Origin of the sequence: Ruegeria hyattellae (genome assembly GCF_041537925.1) — a bacterium.
Lineage (GTDB): Bacteria > Pseudomonadota > Alphaproteobacteria > Rhodobacterales > Rhodobacteraceae > Ruegeria_C.
In genome coordinates, this window is record NZ_JBGOSH010000012.1 from 144,897 (window position 1) to 163,725 (window position 18,829).

Here is an 18,829-nt window from a genome sequence, read left to right on the forward strand (position 1 = left end):
TCACCCTTCCAGCTTGTCAATCATGTCCTGCGTGATCAGACATATCCCGTTATTCGAGCGCCGAAACCGCTTTGCATCGCTTATCGCGTCCTCGCCGACAACCAGGCCGGGTGGTATTCTCACTCCCCGGTCGATCACGACGTTTTTCAGGTAGGCGCGGCGCCCGACCTCGGCATAAGGAAGCGCCACGACGCCTTCAAGCTGTGAATAGGAATGGGTTCTGACACCCGTGAACAAAAGGCACCGATAGAGCGTTGAACCCGAGATGATGCAGCCCCCCGACACCATCGAAGAAACAGCCTGTCCCCGCCGACCTTCTTCGTTGTGGATGAACTTTGCCGGTGGGGTCAGTTCCGAATAGGTCCAGATAGGCCAATCAGTGGCATAGATGTCCAGTTCGGGCTTGAAATCAGTCAGGTCGATATTGGCCTGCCAGTAAGCGTCGATGGTGCCGACATCGCGCCAATACGGCTCGGTTTCGAGTCCGGACATCACACAAGAGCGGCTGAATGGATGGGCCTGCGCGCCGCCTGACGCAACAATTTCAGGAATGATGTCGCTGCCGAAATCATTGCTCGAGTCCGGGTTTGCGGCGTCCTTCTTCAGAACCTCATAGAGATACTCCGCCTCAAAAACATAAATCCCCATGCTGGCGAGCGATTTTGTCGGGTCGCCGGGCATGGTCGGCGGTTCGGCGGGTTTTTCGACAAAGTCCAGAATCTTGTCGTTTTCGTCCACGGCCATGACGCCGAAACCCTTGGCCTCGTCGCGCGGAACGGCAATGCATCCTACGGTGACTTTCGCGCCCGAGCGCACATGCTGCTCGATCATCAGCGAATAGTCCTGCTTGTAGATATGGTCACCTGCCAGGATTAGGACGTATTTCGGCCCGTATCCCTTGATGATCTTGATGTTTTGGGTCACTGCATCGGCAGTGCCCTTGTACCAGTTGTTTTCATCCAGCTGCTGCGAGGCGGGCAGGATATCGAGGCTTTCGTTGCGCTCGGCCCGAAAAAAGCTCCAGCCGCGCTGGATGTGGCGGATCAGGCTGTGGGCTTTGTATTGCGTTGCCACGCCAATACGGCGGATGCCGCAATTGACGGCGTTCGACAGGGCAAAATCGATGATCCGGGTCTTGCCGCCGAAATAGACTGCGGGTTTGGCGCGAATATCGGTCATTTCCTTGAGGCGGCTGCCACGCCCCCCGGCCAACACAAAGGCCATGGTCTGCCGCGCCAATCCGAACCTGTCTTCTTTCATGATCGCCTCCCTCCGGCTGTTGATTCAGGCGTGCCGGTTCTCCGCCAGTTCAAAGAAAACCGTGGCCAGCGGTGGCACGGTGATCTCGATGGAATGCGGGCACCCGTGTGCGGCAATCTCCTGCGATTGCCTGCCGCCTGGGTTGCCCATGTTGCTGCCGCCATAGATTGCGGCGTCAGAGTTCAGCCGTTCATCCCAGTGGCCCGATTGCGGCACGCCAATTCGAAATCCTTCGCGTGGCACCGGTGTGAAATTGGCGACCACAAGCACCGGGCGAACGCCCTCGTTGCCGAAACGCAGCCAGGACAGGATCGAATCCGTCTGATTGCCCCCATCGACCCAGCGGAACCCGTCTGGTTCGCTGTCGCGTTGATAAAGCGCAGGCGTCTTGGCATAGAAATGGTTCAGGTCGCGTATCAGAGCCTGCATCCCGCGATGGGAGGCTTGTTCAAGCAGGTGCCAGTCGAGGCTGGTCTCGTTGTTCCATTCCTGCACCTGGGCAAATTCGCCGCCCATGAACAGCAGCTTTTTCCCGGGATGCCCCCACATAAAGCCGAAATAGGCGCGCAGGTTGGCAAAGCGCTGCCAATCATCCCCGGGCATCCGTCTCAGCAACGAGCCCTTGCCATGCACGACCTCGTCATGGCTGAGCGGCAGGATGAAGTTTTCCGAGAACGCGTAATGCAGGCCAAAGGTCATCTTGTCGTGATGGTATTTCCGGTTGATCGGATCTTCGGACATGTAGCGCAGAGTGTCGTTCATCCACCCCATGTTCCATTTGAAGCCAAAGCCCAACCCGCCCGTATCCGTAGGCGCGCTGACCCCCGGAAAGGCGGTGGATTCCTCGGCTGCGGTCAGGATGCTCTCATCGGCACCGTAAACCGTTTCGTTCATGCGCTGCATGAAGGCGATGGCTTCGAGGTTTTCGCGCCCGCCATGTTGGTTGGGAATCCATTCGCCGTCTTTGCGGGAATAGTCGCGATAAAGCATCGAGGCGACCGCATCCACGCGCAGCCCGTCGATATGGTATTCCTCGAACCAGAACCGCGCATTGGCGATCAAAAAGTTCTGAACCTCGCTGCGGCCATAGTTGTAGACCAGCGTGTTCCAGTCGGGGTGATAGCCTTCCTTGGGGTCGGCATGTTCGTAGAGCGCGGTGCCGTCGAACCGGGCCAACCCGTGTTCATCACTCGGGAAATGCCCCGGCACCCAGTCGATGATCAGACCCAGGCCCGCGTCGTGGCAGGCATCGACAAAGGTGCGAAAGTCGTTTGGTGTGCCAAAACGCGAGGTGGGCGCAAAGAGCCCCACCGGCTGATATCCCCAGGATCCGCCGAACGGATACTCGGACACCGGTGTCAGCTCGATATGGGTGAAGCCCATGTCGCGCACATAGCCCACCAGTTGCTCTGCGTGCTCTAGGTAGCTGAGCGACCGGTTGCCCTCTTCGGGTACACGCCGCCAGCTTTCCAGATGTACCTCATAGATCGAGATCGGCTGGTCTATCTTCTGCTTCGCGCCGCGTGACTGCATCCAGCCCACGTCGGCCCAGTCATAGCCGCGCAGATCCCGCACGATCGAGGCGGTTTTCGGTGGATGCTCGGCGCCAAAACCGACCGGATCGGCTTTGAGGGGCAGCAAGGCGTGATCGCCATTGAGGATCTCGTATTTGTAGGTCACCCCGTCGGTGATGCCGGGCAGGAATATCTCGTGTATCCCGGTGGCCCCGCGCCGCCGCATCACATTGCGCCGACCGTCCCAACCGTTGAAATCGCCGACAACGGAAACCCGCGCGGCGTTGGGGGCCCAGACCGCAAAATGCGTGCCTTCGACGCCTTCATGGCTCCCGACATGAGCGCCAAGCGCGCGCCAGAGCTGACCGTGAGTACCTTCACCGAGCAGGTATTCGTCCAGATCGCCCAATCGCGGTCCAAAGCCATAGGCGTCGTATTCTTCCCAGACGTCGCCGCCCCGGCTCAGGCGCAACTTGTAAGCAAAGCGGTTCTTGCGCCGCGGGATCACACCGGCAAACAGGCCATCCGCCACCGGTTCGAGCGCGCAAAGCTTGCGGCCTGTCTTGGCCTCCAGAACCTCGACCCCATCCGCCTCGGGCCGCAGCGCACGCAGAACCAGCCTGTTGCCCTGCCGGTGCAGTCCGAGCACGGCAAACGGGTCGCCGTGTTGCCCCGCGACTAGTGCCGCTGCTTCGGCAGGGTCGACAAGCTCTGCCGTCATGTTCATGCGGACCGCTCCAGCGCCGATCTTGGTGCGTCCGCATGCCAGATGTCCCTGGCATATCCCCGGATCGTCCGATCCGACGAGAACCACCCCATGCTGGCTGTGTTCATCAACGCCATCGACGCCCAGTTCTTCGGATTTTGAAATACGACATCGGCGCGGCGCTGGGTGTCGTAATAGCTGTCGAAATCACATGTCACCAGGAAATGGTCATGGTCGTACAGCATCCCGATCAGGCCGTGATAGCGATAGGGATCCTCGGGCGAAAAGCGGCCCTCGAATATCTGCCCAAGAACCCGCTGCAGACGCGGGCTGGCCTCGATCGCGGCGCGCGAGAATCCGTGCTGATGGCGGCGGTCCACCACCTCGCTGGCGGTCAGTCCGAAGAGAAAGAAGTTCTCGCTGCCGACATGATCGCGGATCTCGACATTGGCGCCGTCCAGCGTCCCGATGGTGAGCGCACCGTTCAGAGCAAATTTCATGTTGCCGGTGCCCGATGCCTCTTTGCCCGCGGTTGAGATTTGTTCCGACAGATCGGCGGCGGGGATCAGCCTTTCTGCCATCGTCACGTTGTAATTTGGTGGAAATACGATCCTGAGCCGTCCCTTTATGGCGGAGTCGGTATTCACTACGCGGGCGACATCGTTGATCAGATGAATGATCTGCTTGGCCAGTACATAGCCCGGTGCCGCCTTGCCGCCAAAGATCTTCACACGTGGTGTCCAGTCCCTGTCGGGGTCGTCGCGCATCTCGTTCCAGAGCGCGACCGTTTCCAGCAGGTTCATCAACTGCCGTTTGTATTCATGGATACGCTTGATCTGCACGTCGAACATCGCGTCGGGGTCCAAAGCAACTCCGCAGGTCTCGCCGATCCAATTGGACAGTGCCACCTTGTTGTTGCGCTTGGCCTGCTGAAACGCCTCGATGAAACCCGCGTCAGAGCGTTTGGCTTTCAGCGCGGCAAGCTGTTCCAGATCGCTCACCCAGGTGTCACCAAGCTGCTGCGTGATCAGGTCGCGCAGCGCCGGGTTGCATCCCTGCAGCCAGCGGCGGGGCGTGATGCCGTTGGTTTGGTTAACGATGCGCGTGGGATGGATGCGGTGCAGGTCGGCAAAGACCGTTTTCTTGACCAGGTCGGTATGCAGCGCCGAGACGCCATTGACCTTGTGCGCCATCACAAAGGCCAATTCACCCATGCGGATGTCGCCATGTTCCAGAATGCACGGGCTGCCGGGGAATTCGGCCTGTTGTGCCGCCTCGATCTCGCGAATGATCTCGAGGTGCCGGGGCAGCACGCGCGCGAACAGCCCCTCGGGCCAGCGTTCCAGGGCTTCGGGCAGCAGGGTGTGGTTGGTATAGGCCAGGCAGCGTCGGGCCAGGACGATCGCCTCAGCCATCGCCAAGCCGTGATCGTCCACCAGCAACCGCACCAGTTCCGGTCCGGCGATCGCGGGGTGGGTATCGTTGAGCTGGATCGCAACATGGTCCGGCAATCCGTGAATGTCGCCATGTTCGCCCAGGTGCCGGCACAAGAGGTCCATGATCGAGGCGGCGGTAAAGAAGTATTCCTGCTTCAGCCGCAATTCCTTGCCATTCTCGGTGGTGTCATCGGGATAGAGGACGCGTGAGATCGTACGTGCCAGCGCTTCGGACCGGCTGGCCGCGAGGTAATCTCCGCGGTTGAAGCTTTCCAGGTCGAACGGGTTCACGGGCTTTGCCGACCACAGCCGCAATGTGTTGCCCCATTCCCCCTTCCAACCCACCACCGGCGTGTCGTACCCAGTGGCAACCACCATATTGTCGGGATGCCATGTCGCGCGCCCTTCGTCACGGCTTACATGGCCGCCGAACCCGATACGGTGCTGCACCTCGGGGCGTTCGAATTCCCATACGTGGCGCTGCGACAGCCAGGTCTCGGGGCTTTCGGCCTGCTCACCATCGACAAAGCTCTGCTCGAACAGGCCGTGCTCATAGCGGATACCGTAGCCGAAGGCGGGGATGCCCAGTGTCGCCAGCGAATCCATGAAACATGCGGCCAGACGACCAAGCCCGCCATTACCAAGCGCCGCATCCGGTTCGTCATGCACGATCGTGTCATAATCCTGCCCCAGCGCCTTGATCGCGTCGCGGGCTGCAACGTCGAGTCCGAGGTTCGAGATCATGTCTTCTATCAGGCGTCCGATCAGAAACTCCATCGACAGGTAGTACACCCGCTTGGACGCGTTGGCCTCGGCCCTTTGCGCGCTGTCGAGCCAGACATCGACAAGTTGGTCGCGCAGAACCAGTGAGAGCGCCATGCGCCAGTCCTGGACAGAGGCAGCACTTGCGTCCTTGCCCAGAGAATACCGCAGACGTTTCAGAATATTGTTTTTCATGCTGCCGAGGATGCCTTGCCCTTGGCCCCCGCCGCAACTCATAATCCATGCGCGGGCCCGGTTTCAGCCCCTATGCGTGTTGTATTTCCGAATTTTCTGCCTGTTTTTGCGCCGCATCACGGCCTTTCCCTCGCTATCCATGCGCCCCGCGGCGTAACTAGGAAGTGAATTTTGATAGGACCAAAAGTGTTGGTGGCTACAAAATTTGCCAAACCTGAAGCGAGATTGCAGACGTATATTATTTCCATTCTTCAATACACGTTGACATTTTACAACTCAAAGCCATTATTGGTGTGAATTTTTTGTCGTACCAAATTTGAGGAATTGAGATGTTTGACCTACTGTCGCGACACGTCATGCTCTGGCGAACAGAGCCGGCGGTCGGAAAAACTGGTCTCAAATCTACGGGCGCCATCCATGGACCATCATCGTGAGCCGCATCACCGCCATTGAGACGCGGCTGTTTCACATTCCGTTGACCGAGGTGCTGGTCGATGCGAAACACGGCGATCATCATTTCTTCGAACTTATCACTGCAACGGTGCGCCTTGCTGATGGCAGTGAGGGCACCGGTTATACCTATACCGGCGGCAAGGGCGGGCACGCCATTGCCTCGATGATCGTCCACGATCTGACGCCGTTTCTGATTGGACATCAGGCGGATGACGTCGAAGATCTCTATGAGGCGATGCAATGGCATGTGCACTATGTGGCGCGCGGCGGGATCGCCTCATTCGCCATTTCTGCCATCGACATTGCCCTGTGGGACCTGCGGGGCAAGTACAGCGGTCAGCCGCTCTGGAAAATGGCGGGCGGGGCAGGGCGATCCTGCAAGGCCTATTGCGGGGGCATCGATCTGGGCTTTGACCTGCCGAAATTGCTGTCATCTGTGCAGGGATATCTGGATCGCGGCTTCAACGGGGTGAAGATCAAGATCGGGCAACCGACCCTGGCTGAGGATGTGGCCCGCATCAAAGCCGTACGCGACCTCATCGGGCCCGATATCGCGTTCATGGTGGATGCGAATTATTCGATGTCCGTGTCGCAGGCCATCACGGCGGCTGAGGCGTTTGCGCCTTTCGATCTGCTGTGGTTCGAAGAGCCGACGATCCCGGATGACTATGCCGGTTACGGTCAGATCGCCGAGGCTACTGGAATGCCGCTTGCCATGGGTGAGAACCTGCACACAATCCACGAATTCGACCACGCCTTCGCGCACTCACAACTCAGCTACATCCAGCCCGACGCCTCGAATTGCGGCGGCATCACCGGCTTTCTACAGGTCGCGGGGCGTGCGTTATCCCATGGTTTGCCTGTCTGCAGCCACGGCATGCAGGAACTGCATGTCAGCTTGGTCTCGGCCTGTTCTAATGCTGGCTGGATCGAAGTGCATTCCTTTCCCATAGACAGCTACACGACCCGCCCTCTGATGGTTGAAAACCACCTGGCGATCGCGCCTGATGTTCCTGGTATTGGTGTCACATTCGACTGGCAGAAACTGAACGCCGCCAACCAGCGGCCTGTCTCCGACGTATAGACCCACGACTTATTCTCGGCAAATGGCGATGACGGAGTAGATATGGCGGTTCGAAGGGCTCTGCTCTGGTGCCTGGCAAAGCGCGTCATGGAAATGTTGGCGACCCCGGCAGAACATTTCATTGACTAACTTTCGCTAAACAGTGTTTCTTGCCAAAGGTATAGGCCAAACTTTAGGTGTTTGATCCTGACTTGCCCTCCGAAACTCCCCGCATTGTAGTGTAGAAGTTGCCCAACTTTTCGAAGGGCAAACGGATGCGAAAGAGTGTTTCACGAAAGTCCAGATTATTCGGATGATCAAAGGCCGGGATGCCGGGGTGCCGACAGCGGAGGCGTGTCGCAAGTATAATCTCAGCCAGTGGAAGAACCAAAGCGGCAGCGGTTCAAGCGATGTCCTATCGGTTGCTTCCACCTGAACACCGCTTAGGTTCAGACCGCTGAGAACAAGCTCTGTCTCTTCGCCGCAATTGATCGGCCCAGCAAATACGCTGTTACCCGACTCGTCGGCAATGCCAATCGCAAAACATCTTGGGAATTCCTCGAGCATCTGCTCAAAGCCGTTACCAACCGCATCCACACGATCCTGACAGATGACGGTACCCAGTTCGCCGATCAGCCCAGGACCAGGAATACAGTCTATTCTCGGCCTAAGCGCTTCGACGTGACCTGCAACGCAGACAGTATTGAGCATCGCTTGACGAAGCCGAAGGGCCGGTGGACCAATGGTCAGGTCGAACGCATGGACCGCACCATTTAGGACGCAAGCCGCGACAGCAAGTAGGCCGAACATTCACTACGCTGACGGCACCGCTTTGGCGGGTCAATTTCTCTGCGCAAAAACGCTTAACCGGGCAAGCCCCTTTACAAAAGCCTGGAGCTTAATCACCCAAGGGCTGAGGACCTGTTCTTCCGTGGTAGGCCGTTAACGATGCTCGAATTCGTCGCAGATTTTCTTTCGTTTCATCGGTCATCTCCTGAGCTACAACCATGGCCAATGCATCGACAATAGCTAGATGGGCGTATCGGGATGCCGTCGGTTTGTAGATGTGGCTGTCTTCGGGTGGGTCCGTCAGTAGAGCAATTTTGGATATGTTTGAAAGCCGGGTGTCGGGCTTTGTGATGCTTATTGTCGTCGCACCATAACCGTTGGCGACTTCGGCAGCGCCTACAATGGCATCCGCCTCGCCGCTGGCGGAGACAAGGAACAGAACATCTTCGGGTCCAAGCGCAGCGGCGCGCATTTGCAGCACGTAGCTGTCATTCACAAAGAATGACGGGATGCCAAGTCGGAAAAAACGATTGGACGCTTCCTGAGCAACAAATGAAGATCCTCCGCCGATTCCCGCAAAAAGGATCTGCCGCCGGTCCAAGCAGGCGTCTCTGGCTGCTTCGAGCTTTTCCGTGTCGATTTGACGACGCATTATATCCAGGGTCGAAAATATTGCCCCGAGGACTTGGTCTAATGCCGCGTCGGCGTCTGGGCTTTCGTCGTTGGTGCCTCCGTAAAGATACTGCGCGCTAACGGCGATGTTCTGAGCCAGACGAAGTTTAAAATCCCGAAACCCTTCGCAACCAAGGCTACGGCAGAAACGTACTACGGTTGGCTTGCTGACTGAGCAGCGTTTCGCCAGATCTCCGATCGTCATTGCGCTGATTTCGCTGAGGTTCTCTATTACGTAATCCGCAACTTTCTGCTCTTGGACCGCCAGTTTGGTCTGTGCGTTATGGAGCGCCGGGATCAGGTCCACTGCCCCTTTTCTACCTTTTTGTGGAGGTGCTTCGTTGTTTTTGTGGCTTCGGGTTTCAGTTGGCAAATCAGTAGTTTCCTTTCGCCCGGATGTGAAACTTAGTTACACAAATGGATGAAGGTGAGCAAGAAAATCATGGAAATTTGCACGATATCACGTAAATTATGAAACTTAGTTACGTATGTCTGTTGAAATCTTGCCCCAAATCACGCACTGTGTAACTGAGTTACAGATTCGGAACCTGGGGAGGACTACGAATGTCAGACTGGTTTGCCGGCGCAAGTTCACGGATAAATTCGGTCGTAGAAGGTATTGTAGCCGTTCTGATGCTGGCTTTGGTTCTCGACGTCTGGCTTGGCGTCATTGACCGATACTATTTTCACTGGCAACTCCCTTGGCCGGAAGTCTTGGCCCGATATCTGATGATCTGGGCGGCGTTGCTCGCAGTTTCATCTGGAGTTGCCCGCCGGGATCACATCGGCCTTACGGCATTCGTTATGATGCTTCCAATCAGTTTGCGGCGCGTACTCCTTATCGCGATGGATGTGTTGGCGCTGACTTTGTTTCTGTACGTTGCGTTCTTTGGGGTCAGCTTTGCGGAAAGCGGCGCGCCTCGGCAGGCGATGATTTTTGGGGCCAGCCTTGCCCCATTCTACGCAGCAATTCCCGTTGCAGCGGCCTTGTCATCTGTGCAGCTTGTCCTTGTCCTGTTTCGCGACTTGGGTTCGCACATAGATGAACCACCCTTTGCCATAGAGGCGGAGGAAACGCCGTGATCGTAGCAGTTGTTTTTGTGGCCCTCATCCTGTTCGGAATGCCGATCGGTTTTGCCATCGGTCTTGCCGGTGTCGTTGGGCTTATCGACATGGGCGGCACACAGTTTCTCGCCATTGGTCCCAGCAAGATTTTCAACGGCCTCAATATTTTTCCATTCCTCGCAATGCCTTTCTTCATTCTGGCTGGCGAGATCATGAATGACATTGGCATTACCAGCCGCCTTGTAAAATTGGCGCAGGTTCTGGTTGGCCGATTTCGTGGCGGTCTGGCCCATACGAACATGCTGGCGTCGGTGTTCTTTGCCGGATTGACGGGATCGGCGACTGCGGACGCGGCCGCGTTTGGTCGGACCCTTGTGCCAGCCATGGTTAAGGAAGGCTACAAACGAGATTATGCCTGCGCTGTCACGGCAGCAGGATCCATCATTGGCCCAACCATCCCGCCCTCGGGTTTGATGGTCGTCTACGGATCGTTGATGGGCGTGTCCATTGCCGGCCTGTTTGCTGCCGGAGTTTTGCCCGGTCTTGTAATCTGCATTGTCTGTATGGCCGTCATCGTTGCTGGCGGAAAGCGGGAGAACCTGCCTAAGGCCGTGCGCGGCGCTACCCCGCGCGAAGTTTGGGCAACCTTCGTTTCCTCTCTCACCGCGCTGGCCATGCCCGTCATCATTCTGGGCGGCATTCTCGGCGGCATCGTGACACCTACCGAGGCAGCCTCGATTGCGGTTGCATATGCGATGTTCATAGGGATCTTCATATATAGGACGCTGACCTTCAGATCCTTCTACGCCATGTTGGTGCGTACGGCGCGCATCACCGGGGTGATCTTCGTTATTATCGCTTTCGCTGGCATCCTGGGCTGGTGGATGAGCTTTGAGCGCATTCCGCAGCTGATTGCCGAAACGGTTCTTGGCCTTTCAGACAACCGGTATGCCGTCATCGCAATCATCATAGGATTGCTTTTGGTTGTTGGCATGGTGATGGATATCACGGCCATCCTGATCATCCTTGCCCCTGTGCTGGTGCCGCTGACGCAGCAGGTCGGGCTGGAGCCGATCCACGCCGGCATCATATTTGTATTGGCTCTGAATATCTCGCTGATGACGCCGCCGGTGGGTGCCTGCCTGTTTGTTCTGTCCTCCGTGACCGGCGAAAAACTTGAACGGATTTCTATCAAACTGTTCCCGTTTCTGATTGCCGAAATCGCGATCCTTTTTGCCTTTGCTTTCTGGGAGGACGCAGCGCTGTGGCTTCCCCGGATGTTGGGCTTTGCCCAGTAAATGCCCTTCTAAAACCATACTAACAGGAGAAGTATCATGAAAAACATTCTGACAGGTGCTGCGTTGACAGCGACGATGCTTGCAAGCAGTGCTTTAGCCGAAGGCGGAGTCATCAAATTTGGCCACGACAACAAGACCGACCCGTTTGAAAATCCAGCACATGCCTGCACGGCCGTCTTTGCCAACCTTGTGAACTCGGGCACAAATGGCAGTGTTTCCGTAGAGGTCTTCGGGTCCAATCAATTGGGGTCCGCAGCAGAACACGTCCAACAAATGCGAGACGGGATCATTCAAGCGACCCTAACCTCTACCGGTGCATTGGCCAGTTATTATCCGCGTATTGACGTGCTGAACCTGCCCTTCGCCTTTACCGGCAACGCGTCTACTTACGAAGTCTTTGATGGCGAGTTCGGTGAAGCTCTGGCCGCCGATATCGAAGCGGAGTTGGGCGATGTTGTGGTTCTGGGTTTCCCGGATACTGGTGGTTTTTTTGCTGTAACCAACTCGCAGCGCCCCATCGCCGACTTGCAGGATTTTGACGGTATTCGCATCCGCACTATGACCCTGCCGTCACATCAGAAAATCATCCAGGCGTTGGGTGCGGAAGCCTATCCCCTGTCCTGGGGCGAAGTGTATTCCGGGCTGCAAACTGGTGTAATTGACGGACAGATGAATCCCGTACCGATTATTTCGTTCGCAAATTTTGCCGAAGTTCAGCAGTACATGACGTTGACCAATCACCTGTTCTCTCCCTACACCTTCATGATTAATCGGCCCTTTTTTGAAGGCCTGTCGGAAACCGAGCAGGCGACGATCCGAACAGCAGCCGAAAACTGCGTTACAGCAAGCCGTGGTTTGTCACGTATCATTGAGGCGTCGGATCGCGGGCTCGCGGGCTTGATGGACCAAATTCAGGTTACCGCATTGACCGACGAACAACGCAGCGCAATGGCGGCAGCAACGCAACCCGCGTTTGATGCGCATGTTCAGGAAAGCCTGGACGAAAAGGCAGCAGAGTTGCTGGCGAGCTTCAAGGCTGCGGTTGAGAACGCCAACAACGCCTCCTACCTCGATTGATTCTCCCTGACTGCCGGAACCAACCGGCAGCACATCAAATCGGTGGCCATGAACTGGCCTCCGATCCCAACAACGAATTGGAATTAACATGCGGGTTTTCTGTGCGTCTCTTGCTACCGAAACAAACACTTTCTCTCCCCTGCGCACGGATTTTTCCGATTTCCAGCAGAGCTTTTATGCACAACCGGGCGAACACCCCAAGACTCCTACATTGTGCAGCGCGGTATTTCCCGCGCTGAGGAGAAGAGCGCAATCCAATGAAATTGAACTGATCGAAGGCACCGCCACCTGGGCCGAACCGGGCGGCTTATTGAACAAAGAAACTTGGGTCCGGTTGAAGTGGGAAGTGTTGGATCAGGTGACCGCCGCGCTGCCGCTTGACGGAGTTATTCTGGGTCTGCATGGCGCTATGATCGCCGAAGGCTGCCTTGATTGCGAAGGCGAACTGATCGAAGCCATACGCGAAATCGTCGGGCCAGATACGGTCATAGGCGCAAGTTTCGATCCCCACAGTCATCTCAGCCGAAAACGGGTGGTCAACGCGGATATCATTACTGTGTTCAAGGAGTTTCCGCATACCGATTTTGTCGAAGCCGGAGAGGCCTGTGTCGACCTGACCCTGCGTACGATCAAGGGAGAAATCCACCCCGTCACATCGGTTTTTGATGTTCGCATGTTGGACGTTTTGCCCACCAACCAGCAGCCTATGCGTGGGTTTGTTGACCGGATGAAACGGATGGAAATCGAGGGCGAGGTTCTGTCCGTCTCGGTCATTCATGGTTTCATGGCCGGAGATTCTCCGGACCTTGGTGCCAAGATTGTCGTCCTGACGGACAATGACCAGCCCAAAGCAGATCGCATTGCTCGGTCTCTGGGGGCAGAGCTGTTTTCCTTTCGCGGGCAAACCAAGCCCGATTACCTCTCGCCCGCCGACGCGCTGGCACAAGCACAAAGGGCGACGCACGGGCCGGTCGTGGTTGCGGATGTCTGGGACAATCCCGGTGGTGGCGTGGCGGGGGATTCAACGCTGATTCTTGAGGAAGCCATAGCTCAGAACCTGTCATCCATGGCATTTGGCACGATTTGGGACCCGATGGCAGTGCGCCTCTGCCATGCTGCTGGCGAAGGTGCTGTATTCGATCTGAGATTTGGCGGCAAAACATCGGCTCTCGCCGGGAACCCGATTGACGCCAGGGTTACAGTCGTACGCAACGAGCGCAATGCGGTCCAGAGCTTTGGCGCCTCGGTCGTGCCGATGGGGGATTGCTCAGTCATTCGTCTGGGCGGGATCGAGGTTGTTCTGAACTCAAACCGAAGCCAGGCTTTCTCGCCAGATCTGTTCACAAATCTTGGCGTCGATATCAGCAAAAGGAAGGTGTTGGTCGTCAAATCAACAAATCATTTCCATGGTGCGTTTTCCGATGTCGCCAGTGAAATAATCTATGCGGCTGTCGAAGGCCCTTACCCAAATGACCCGACTAAAACGCACTATGAAAACCTGTCACGTCCGATCTGGCCCATTGTAAAAAACCCTCACAAGGAGGTTGCGGAATGATCTTCCCCGAAATCGACACACCAGCGGTGCTGGTCGATCTTGATATCGCCGAAGCGAACATTGACCGTTTCCAGGGCCATTGTGTTGACCATGGGCTCGCTGTTCGTCCGCACATCAAAACCCACAAACTGCCCATACTGGCCCAACGGCAGTTACAGGCCGGGGCCATTGGCATAACGTGCCAGAAGGTCAGCGAGGCCGAGGCGATGATTGCCGAGGGAGGCATTGACGATGTTCTGATCACATTCAACATCTTCGGGGATACGAAACTGGCCCGGTTGCGCGACCTTTCTGAAAAAGTGCAATTGTCTGTTGTCGCGGATAACACCGAAATCGTTGACGGGTTGTCGCAGTTCTTTGCGGACGCTCCGCAACCGCTTGGTGTATTGGTTGAATGCGATACGGGCGCATCACGATGCGGCGTGACCACTCCGAAGCACGCGCGAGATCTCGCGCGCTATATCAGTGCCAAACCCGGCCTTTCGTTCCTTGGCCTGATGACCTACCCGCCAGTGGGGCAAGAGGCGGCGGTTCAGGAGTGGCTCACCCAGGCCAAGACTGAAATCGAAAAAATCGGATTGACCGTGAGTGTCGTATCCAACGGCGGCTCACCGGGTATGTGGCAAGCGCAGGATGTCCCGATTGCAACCGAATATCGGATTGGCACCTATATCTATAACGACCGATCTTTGCAGGCACGGGGTGTCTGCACCTGGGCAGACTGTGCTCTGAGCGTTCTTGCAACGGTAATCTCGGTTCCAGCAATGGACCGTGCCGTAATCGATGCAGGGTCAAAAGTTCTGACCTCCGATCTGTTGGGGCTGGAAGGTCACGGGCACGTGATTGGTCGACCTGACATTCTTGTTGAGGGCCTGTCAGAGGAGCATGGTGTGCTGAAGGCCCACAAGATTAATCTGAAGGTGGGCGAGCGTATTCGGATCATCCCGAACCATGCCTGTGTCGTCACCAATATGGTCGATCAAGTGGAAACCATTCGAGGGGATCGCGCACGAGGGGCCGTAACTGTCTCGGCGCGAGGCAAAGTTCAGTAACGCACGGCAACGCAACTTCAATACTGCTGAAGGCGACGAGCATAAACGTGGTGCAATATGACTGACCTCAATTGTTTATCTGCGCAGCGGGAATGTCACAAAGTTCGCCAAACTCGCGAGCTAGGGAGCCGCTCTATCAACCACGGGCTTTGGCGCCGTGAAACCAATTCCATTCGGAAAAGATCCAACAGAAGGAATACCCGTCAATGACTGAGAACAAGATCATGCGTTTGGGCGATGACAGAACCGGAGCGGGTGGCCAACCGCTTCCTTTTGCGCCTGCGGTAAGGGCCGGAGACTTTGTGTTCATTTCTGGACAGGTTGCAATGAAAGAAGACGGCGAAATCGAAGCAGGAGGTATTGAGGCGCAAACCCGCAAAACAATGGAAAACCTGATCGCGGCATTGGCGCTGGCTGACTGTACCTTGGATGATATCGCAAAAGTTGGTGTCTGGCTGGACGATCCCCGCGACTTTTGGACGTTCAACCGGGTCTATGCGACCTATTTTCCTAACGGCGGCCCGGCACGTTCGACCGTCCGCTCGCAGATTATGGTAGACGCTAAGGTCGAGATAGACGCGGTCGTGTATAAGCCATTGGGTTGATACAAAATGATCTTAGTTTCTTGGATGCGCTGGATTGGTTGCCAGCGCATACAGAAGTCTTCGATCGTTCATTTTTGCGGCAAAGTGCTGTGTCACTTTCTCGGTTCGGGACGCATAACCAGAATATGACGGTCGCTGCGATGGCAATGGCTGCCAGGAACACTTTTGGGCATCGGTCATAGTGGATCGCCACGCGCCGCCAATCTTTCAATTTACCAAACATCCTCTCGATCCGGTTGCGCAGTTTGTAGCGACGTTTGTGGTGTCGAACGGCCTTGCTGAGTGTCTTGCGCCCAGGGATGCAGGGCTTCGTTCCCCTGTCTATCATGGCTTCTCGGAACCAATCGGGATCATAATTTCGGTCAGCGAGAAGCCATTCAGCATCTGGCATGCTATTCAGCAAAGTTGCTGCACCTGTTTAGTCGCTCACCTGACCGGCAGTGATGAAGAAACGGATCGGGCGGCCGTCGAGCACCGTTCGATCCGCATTCTCTCAGAGCTGTTGAGAAATCTGATTGATACATCTCAAACTCAGATTGCCAGGGCATGAAAGATAGCATGCGTACCGGCCGGCAACCGAAACAGGTGGGGCAAACAGAGAGCAATTTGAGAGGGACTGTACGAGTTTTGTACGAACACTAGCCGATTGAGCCCTGTTTGTTCTGGTTTTGGCCCACGTTCGCCAAGCGACCAGAAAACCAAAAAGCTTCTTAGTATATTGATTTATATTGAAAAAAGTGGCGACCCCGGCAGGATTCGAACCTGCAACCTGCCCCTTAGGAGGGGGCTGCTCTATCCAGTTGAGCCACGGGGCCTTGGCGGTTGTCTAGCCGGGAATTACGCAATTGTCATCGGCGGTCTGGCAGGTTTTTGCATTTTCGTAAGTGCATTGAACTTTCACTGGTTGTACCCAATGATTGAACAGATTCCCGAGTAGCCCGTCACTCTGTTACGGGCTTGGTCGTGACTAATGGGAATGCCGCAATATGAAAGGCGACGGGGACGAGTGGACCTCAAAACATGAAGACGCGACATCTTCGGTAACGTGGTGTTGTCATTCCCTCTTGCCACCCCTCATGCACACCTGTATAGCGCGCGGGTTCTCATCAAGAACATTGAGGCGGGGTGATTCCCGCCTTTTGGGTTCGATGAGGGTGGGCGATGGGCGCCCGTCCTCCTCTCAACTCCAACGCCTGAAGAAAAAGGCTGTTAGAATGCAAAGCCAAAATATCCGTATTCGGCTCAAGGCATTTGACTATCGCGTCCTGGATGCCAGCACGCAAGAGATCGTCAACACTGCCAAGCGGACCGGCGCGCAAGTGCGTGGCCCGATCCCGCTGCCGAACAAGATCGAGAAGTTCACGGTTCTCCGTGGTCCTCACGTCGACAAGAAATCCCGCGATCAGTTCGAGATTCGTACGCATAAGCGTCTGCTCGACATCGTAGATCCGACCCCCCAGACAGTGGACGCGCTGATGAAGCTCGACCTCGCCGCTGGTGTGGATGTCGAGATCAAACTGCAATCGTAATCGGAGGGTATGAGAATGCGCTCTGGTATTATCGCAAAGAAAGTCGGCATGACCCGGCTGTTCCAGGAAGACGGCAAGCAGATCCCTGTGACCGTGCTTCAATTGGACGGCCTGCAGGTCGTTGCTCAACGGACAACTGAAAAAGACGGCTACACCGCCGTTCAGCTTGGTGTAGGTTCGCCCAAGGTCAAGCGTGTCTCGAAGGCAATGCGCGGCCATTACGCAGCCTCGAAGGTCGAACCCAAGCGCAAGCTTGTCGAGTTCCGGGTTGAAGAAGACGGCCTGATCGACGTTGGCGCCGAAATCTCGGCCGAACACTTCCTGGAAGGCCAGAAAGTGGACGTGACCGGTACCTCGATCGGTAAAGGGTTCGCCGGTGCCATGAAGCGGCACAACTTCAGCGGTCTGCGCGCGTCGCACGGTGTCTCGATCTCGCACCGTTCGCATGGGTCTACCGGTCAGTGTCAGGACCCCGGTAAGGTGTTCAAAGGCAAGAAGATGGCCGGTCACATGGGCGCTGCCCGTGTCACCACCCAGAACCTTGAAGTTGTGAAAACCGATGCGGATCGTGGCCTGCTCATGATCAAAGGCGCGGTTCCCGGTTCGAAAGGTGGCTGGGTCACCGTCAAGGACGCCGTGAAGAAGAAAGCACCGGAAGGCCTGCCTTTCCCGGCTGCTGTCAAATCGGCCGCATCTGAGGCCCCTGCGGAAGAAGCACCCGCGGAAGGTGGTGAAGCATGAAACTTGATGTGATCAAACTCGACGGCGGCAAAGCCGGTAACATCGAGCTGGATGCCGAACTGTTCGGTCTGGAACCGCGCGCGGACATCCTGCACCGTGTGGTCCGCTGGCAGCGTAACAACGCGCAGGCCGGTACCCACAAGGTCAAGACCCGCTCGGAAGTCGACTACTCAACCAAGAAGATCTACCGCCAGAAAGGCACCGGTGGCGCACGCCATGGTGCACGCTCGGCACCGATCTTCCGCGGGGGTGGTGTGTATAAAGGTCCAGTCGTGCGCTCGCACGGTCACGACCTGCCCAAGAAGTTCCGTAAGCTGGGTCTGAAGCACGCCCTGTCCGCCAAGGCGAAAGCCGGTGAACTGGTCGTGATCGAGGACGCCGCCGCCGAAGGCAAAACCGGGGCTCTGGCCAAACAGGTTGCAAACCTGGGCTGGAAACGCGCGCTGATCATCGACGGGGCAACCGTGAACGAAGGGTTCCTGAAGGCGTCGCGCAACATCGAAGGTCTGGATATCCTGCCGTCGATGGGTGCAAACGTTTATGACATCCTGCGCCGTGACACGCTGGTGCTCACCAAAGCGGGCGTCGAAGCACTGGAGGCTCGTCTGAAATGAGCGCGAAAGCAGAACATTACGACGTGATCCGCAAGCCGGTCATCACCGAGAAATCGACTATGGCATCCGAGAACGGCGCGGTTGTGTTCGAAGTGGCGATTGACAGCAACAAGCCGCAGATCAAGGAAGCCGTCGAGGCGCTCTTTGGTGTGAAGGTCAAGGCGGTCAACACCACTGTGACCAAAGGCAAGGTCAAGCGGTTTCGCGGCCAGTTGGGCAAGCGTAAAGACGTCAAGAAAGCCTATGTGACCCTCGAAGAGGGCAACACCATCGACGTGTCCACCGGTCTCTGACCAGAACGTCATTGGCAAGAAATGAAGGCCCTCGCGAAAGCGGGGGCCTTTTCCTATGTGACGACACAATCCATGCCGGTGACTGCCCGTGGGATGGCGCCGCACCCTTTGAACCGCGTGCTTTATGCTGCCAGATACATCCTAACTCGT

The 18,829-nt window shown here is 56.5% G+C and carries 15 protein-coding genes, 1 tRNA gene and 1 pseudogene; 11 read left to right on the forward strand and 6 right to left on the reverse strand.

Annotated features, from left to right (window positions below):
• From glgC to AB1E33_RS22870, 3 genes are read right to left on the reverse strand one after another with little or no spacing between them, the layout of a single operon-like run.
• Positions 1-1,260: a glucose-1-phosphate adenylyltransferase gene (gene glgC / locus AB1E33_RS22860; RefSeq protein WP_372579561.1), complete on the reverse strand. Its 1,260-nt coding sequence runs from the start codon at positions 1,258-1,260 to the stop codon at positions 1-3.
• Positions 1,261-1,284: 24 nt separating this feature from the next.
• Positions 1,285-3,495, reverse strand: coding sequence for a 1,4-alpha-glucan branching protein GlgB (gene glgB / locus AB1E33_RS22865; protein WP_372579579.1), 2,211 nt, complete (start codon positions 3,493-3,495; stop codon positions 1,285-1,287).
• Positions 3,496-3,497: 2 nt separating this feature from the next.
• Positions 3,498-5,873, reverse strand: a complete 2,376-nt coding sequence (locus AB1E33_RS22870) for a glycogen/starch/alpha-glucan phosphorylase (RefSeq protein WP_372579562.1) — start codon at positions 5,871-5,873, stop codon at positions 3,498-3,500.
• A gap of 430 nt (positions 5,874-6,303) precedes the next feature.
• On the opposite strand from AB1E33_RS22870, the gene AB1E33_RS22875 reads away from it, so the two are divergent.
• Positions 6,304-7,410 carry a mandelate racemase/muconate lactonizing enzyme family protein gene (locus AB1E33_RS22875; RefSeq protein WP_372579563.1) on the forward strand — a complete coding sequence of 369 codons (1,107 nt, stop codon included), beginning with the start codon at positions 6,304-6,306 and terminating at the stop codon, positions 7,408-7,410.
• Between the two features lie 877 nt (positions 7,411-8,287).
• On the opposite strand, the gene AB1E33_RS22880 is transcribed toward AB1E33_RS22875, so the two are convergent.
• The gene (locus AB1E33_RS22880; RefSeq protein WP_372579564.1) at positions 8,288-9,223 is read right to left on the reverse strand and encodes a MurR/RpiR family transcriptional regulator; all 936 of its coding nucleotides are present in this window, start codon (positions 9,221-9,223) and stop codon (positions 8,288-8,290) included.
• Between the two features lie 191 nt (positions 9,224-9,414).
• On the opposite strand from AB1E33_RS22880, the gene AB1E33_RS22885 reads away from it, so the two are divergent.
• From AB1E33_RS22885 to AB1E33_RS22910, 6 genes are all read left to right on the forward strand, one after another.
• Complete coding sequence (locus AB1E33_RS22885; RefSeq protein WP_372579565.1) at positions 9,415-9,933, forward strand: TRAP transporter small permease; 519 nt, start codon at positions 9,415-9,417, stop codon at positions 9,931-9,933.
• A complete protein-coding gene (locus tag AB1E33_RS22890; RefSeq protein WP_372579566.1) occupies positions 9,930-11,213 on the forward strand; it encodes a TRAP transporter large permease in 1,284 nt (427 codons plus the stop codon). The genes AB1E33_RS22885 and AB1E33_RS22890 overlap by 4 nt, the downstream gene beginning before the upstream one ends.
• Before the next feature lie 36 nt (positions 11,214-11,249).
• Complete coding sequence (locus AB1E33_RS22895) at positions 11,250-12,290, forward strand: TRAP transporter substrate-binding protein (RefSeq protein ID WP_372579567.1); 1,041 nt, start codon at positions 11,250-11,252, stop codon at positions 12,288-12,290.
• Positions 12,291-12,378: 88 nt separating this feature from the next.
• On the forward strand, positions 12,379-13,845 hold the full coding sequence (locus AB1E33_RS22900) for a M81 family metallopeptidase (RefSeq protein ID WP_372579568.1): 1,467 nt from the start codon (positions 12,379-12,381) through the stop codon (positions 13,843-13,845).
• Positions 13,842-14,897, forward strand: coding sequence for a D-TA family PLP-dependent enzyme (locus AB1E33_RS22905; RefSeq protein ID WP_372579569.1), 1,056 nt, complete (start codon positions 13,842-13,844; stop codon positions 14,895-14,897). The genes AB1E33_RS22900 and AB1E33_RS22905 overlap by 4 nt, the downstream gene beginning before the upstream one ends.
• Positions 14,898-15,121: 224 nt before the next feature.
• Positions 15,122-15,502, forward strand: coding sequence for a RidA family protein (locus AB1E33_RS22910; protein ID WP_372579580.1), 381 nt, complete (start codon positions 15,122-15,124; stop codon positions 15,500-15,502).
• Between the two features lie 115 nt (positions 15,503-15,617).
• On the opposite strand, the pseudogene AB1E33_RS22915 reads toward AB1E33_RS22910, so the two are convergent.
• Together AB1E33_RS22915 and AB1E33_RS22920 are read right to left on the reverse strand one after the other, a co-directional pair.
• A pseudogene (locus tag AB1E33_RS22915) lies at positions 15,618-15,968 on the reverse strand (IS5 family transposase); the annotation flags it as partial.
• A 272-nt stretch (positions 15,969-16,240) separates the two neighbouring features.
• Positions 16,241-16,317: transfer RNA gene (locus tag AB1E33_RS22920), tRNA-Arg, on the reverse strand.
• Between the two features lie 399 nt (positions 16,318-16,716).
• On the opposite strand from AB1E33_RS22920, the gene rpsJ reads away from it, so the two are divergent.
• From rpsJ to AB1E33_RS22940, 4 genes are read left to right on the forward strand one after another with little or no spacing between them, the layout of a single operon-like run.
• Positions 16,717-17,031, forward strand: a complete 315-nt coding sequence (gene rpsJ / locus AB1E33_RS22925) for a 30S ribosomal protein S10 (protein WP_005621947.1) — start codon at positions 16,717-16,719, stop codon at positions 17,029-17,031.
• A gap of 15 nt (positions 17,032-17,046) precedes the next feature.
• The gene (rplC, locus tag AB1E33_RS22930; protein WP_372579570.1) at positions 17,047-17,772 is read left to right on the forward strand and encodes a 50S ribosomal protein L3; all 726 of its coding nucleotides are present in this window, start codon (positions 17,047-17,049) and stop codon (positions 17,770-17,772) included.
• Positions 17,769-18,386 carry a 50S ribosomal protein L4 gene (gene rplD / locus AB1E33_RS22935; RefSeq protein ID WP_372579571.1) on the forward strand — a complete coding sequence of 206 codons (618 nt, stop codon included), beginning with the start codon at positions 17,769-17,771 and terminating at the stop codon, positions 18,384-18,386. Before rplC ends, rplD begins: the two co-directional genes overlap by 4 nt.
• Entirely contained in the window at positions 18,383-18,679 is a 297-nt protein-coding gene (locus tag AB1E33_RS22940; protein WP_039523333.1) for a 50S ribosomal protein L23, read from the forward strand. Before rplD ends, AB1E33_RS22940 begins: the two co-directional genes overlap by 4 nt.
• The last annotated feature ends 150 nt before the right edge of the window (positions 18,680-18,829 follow it).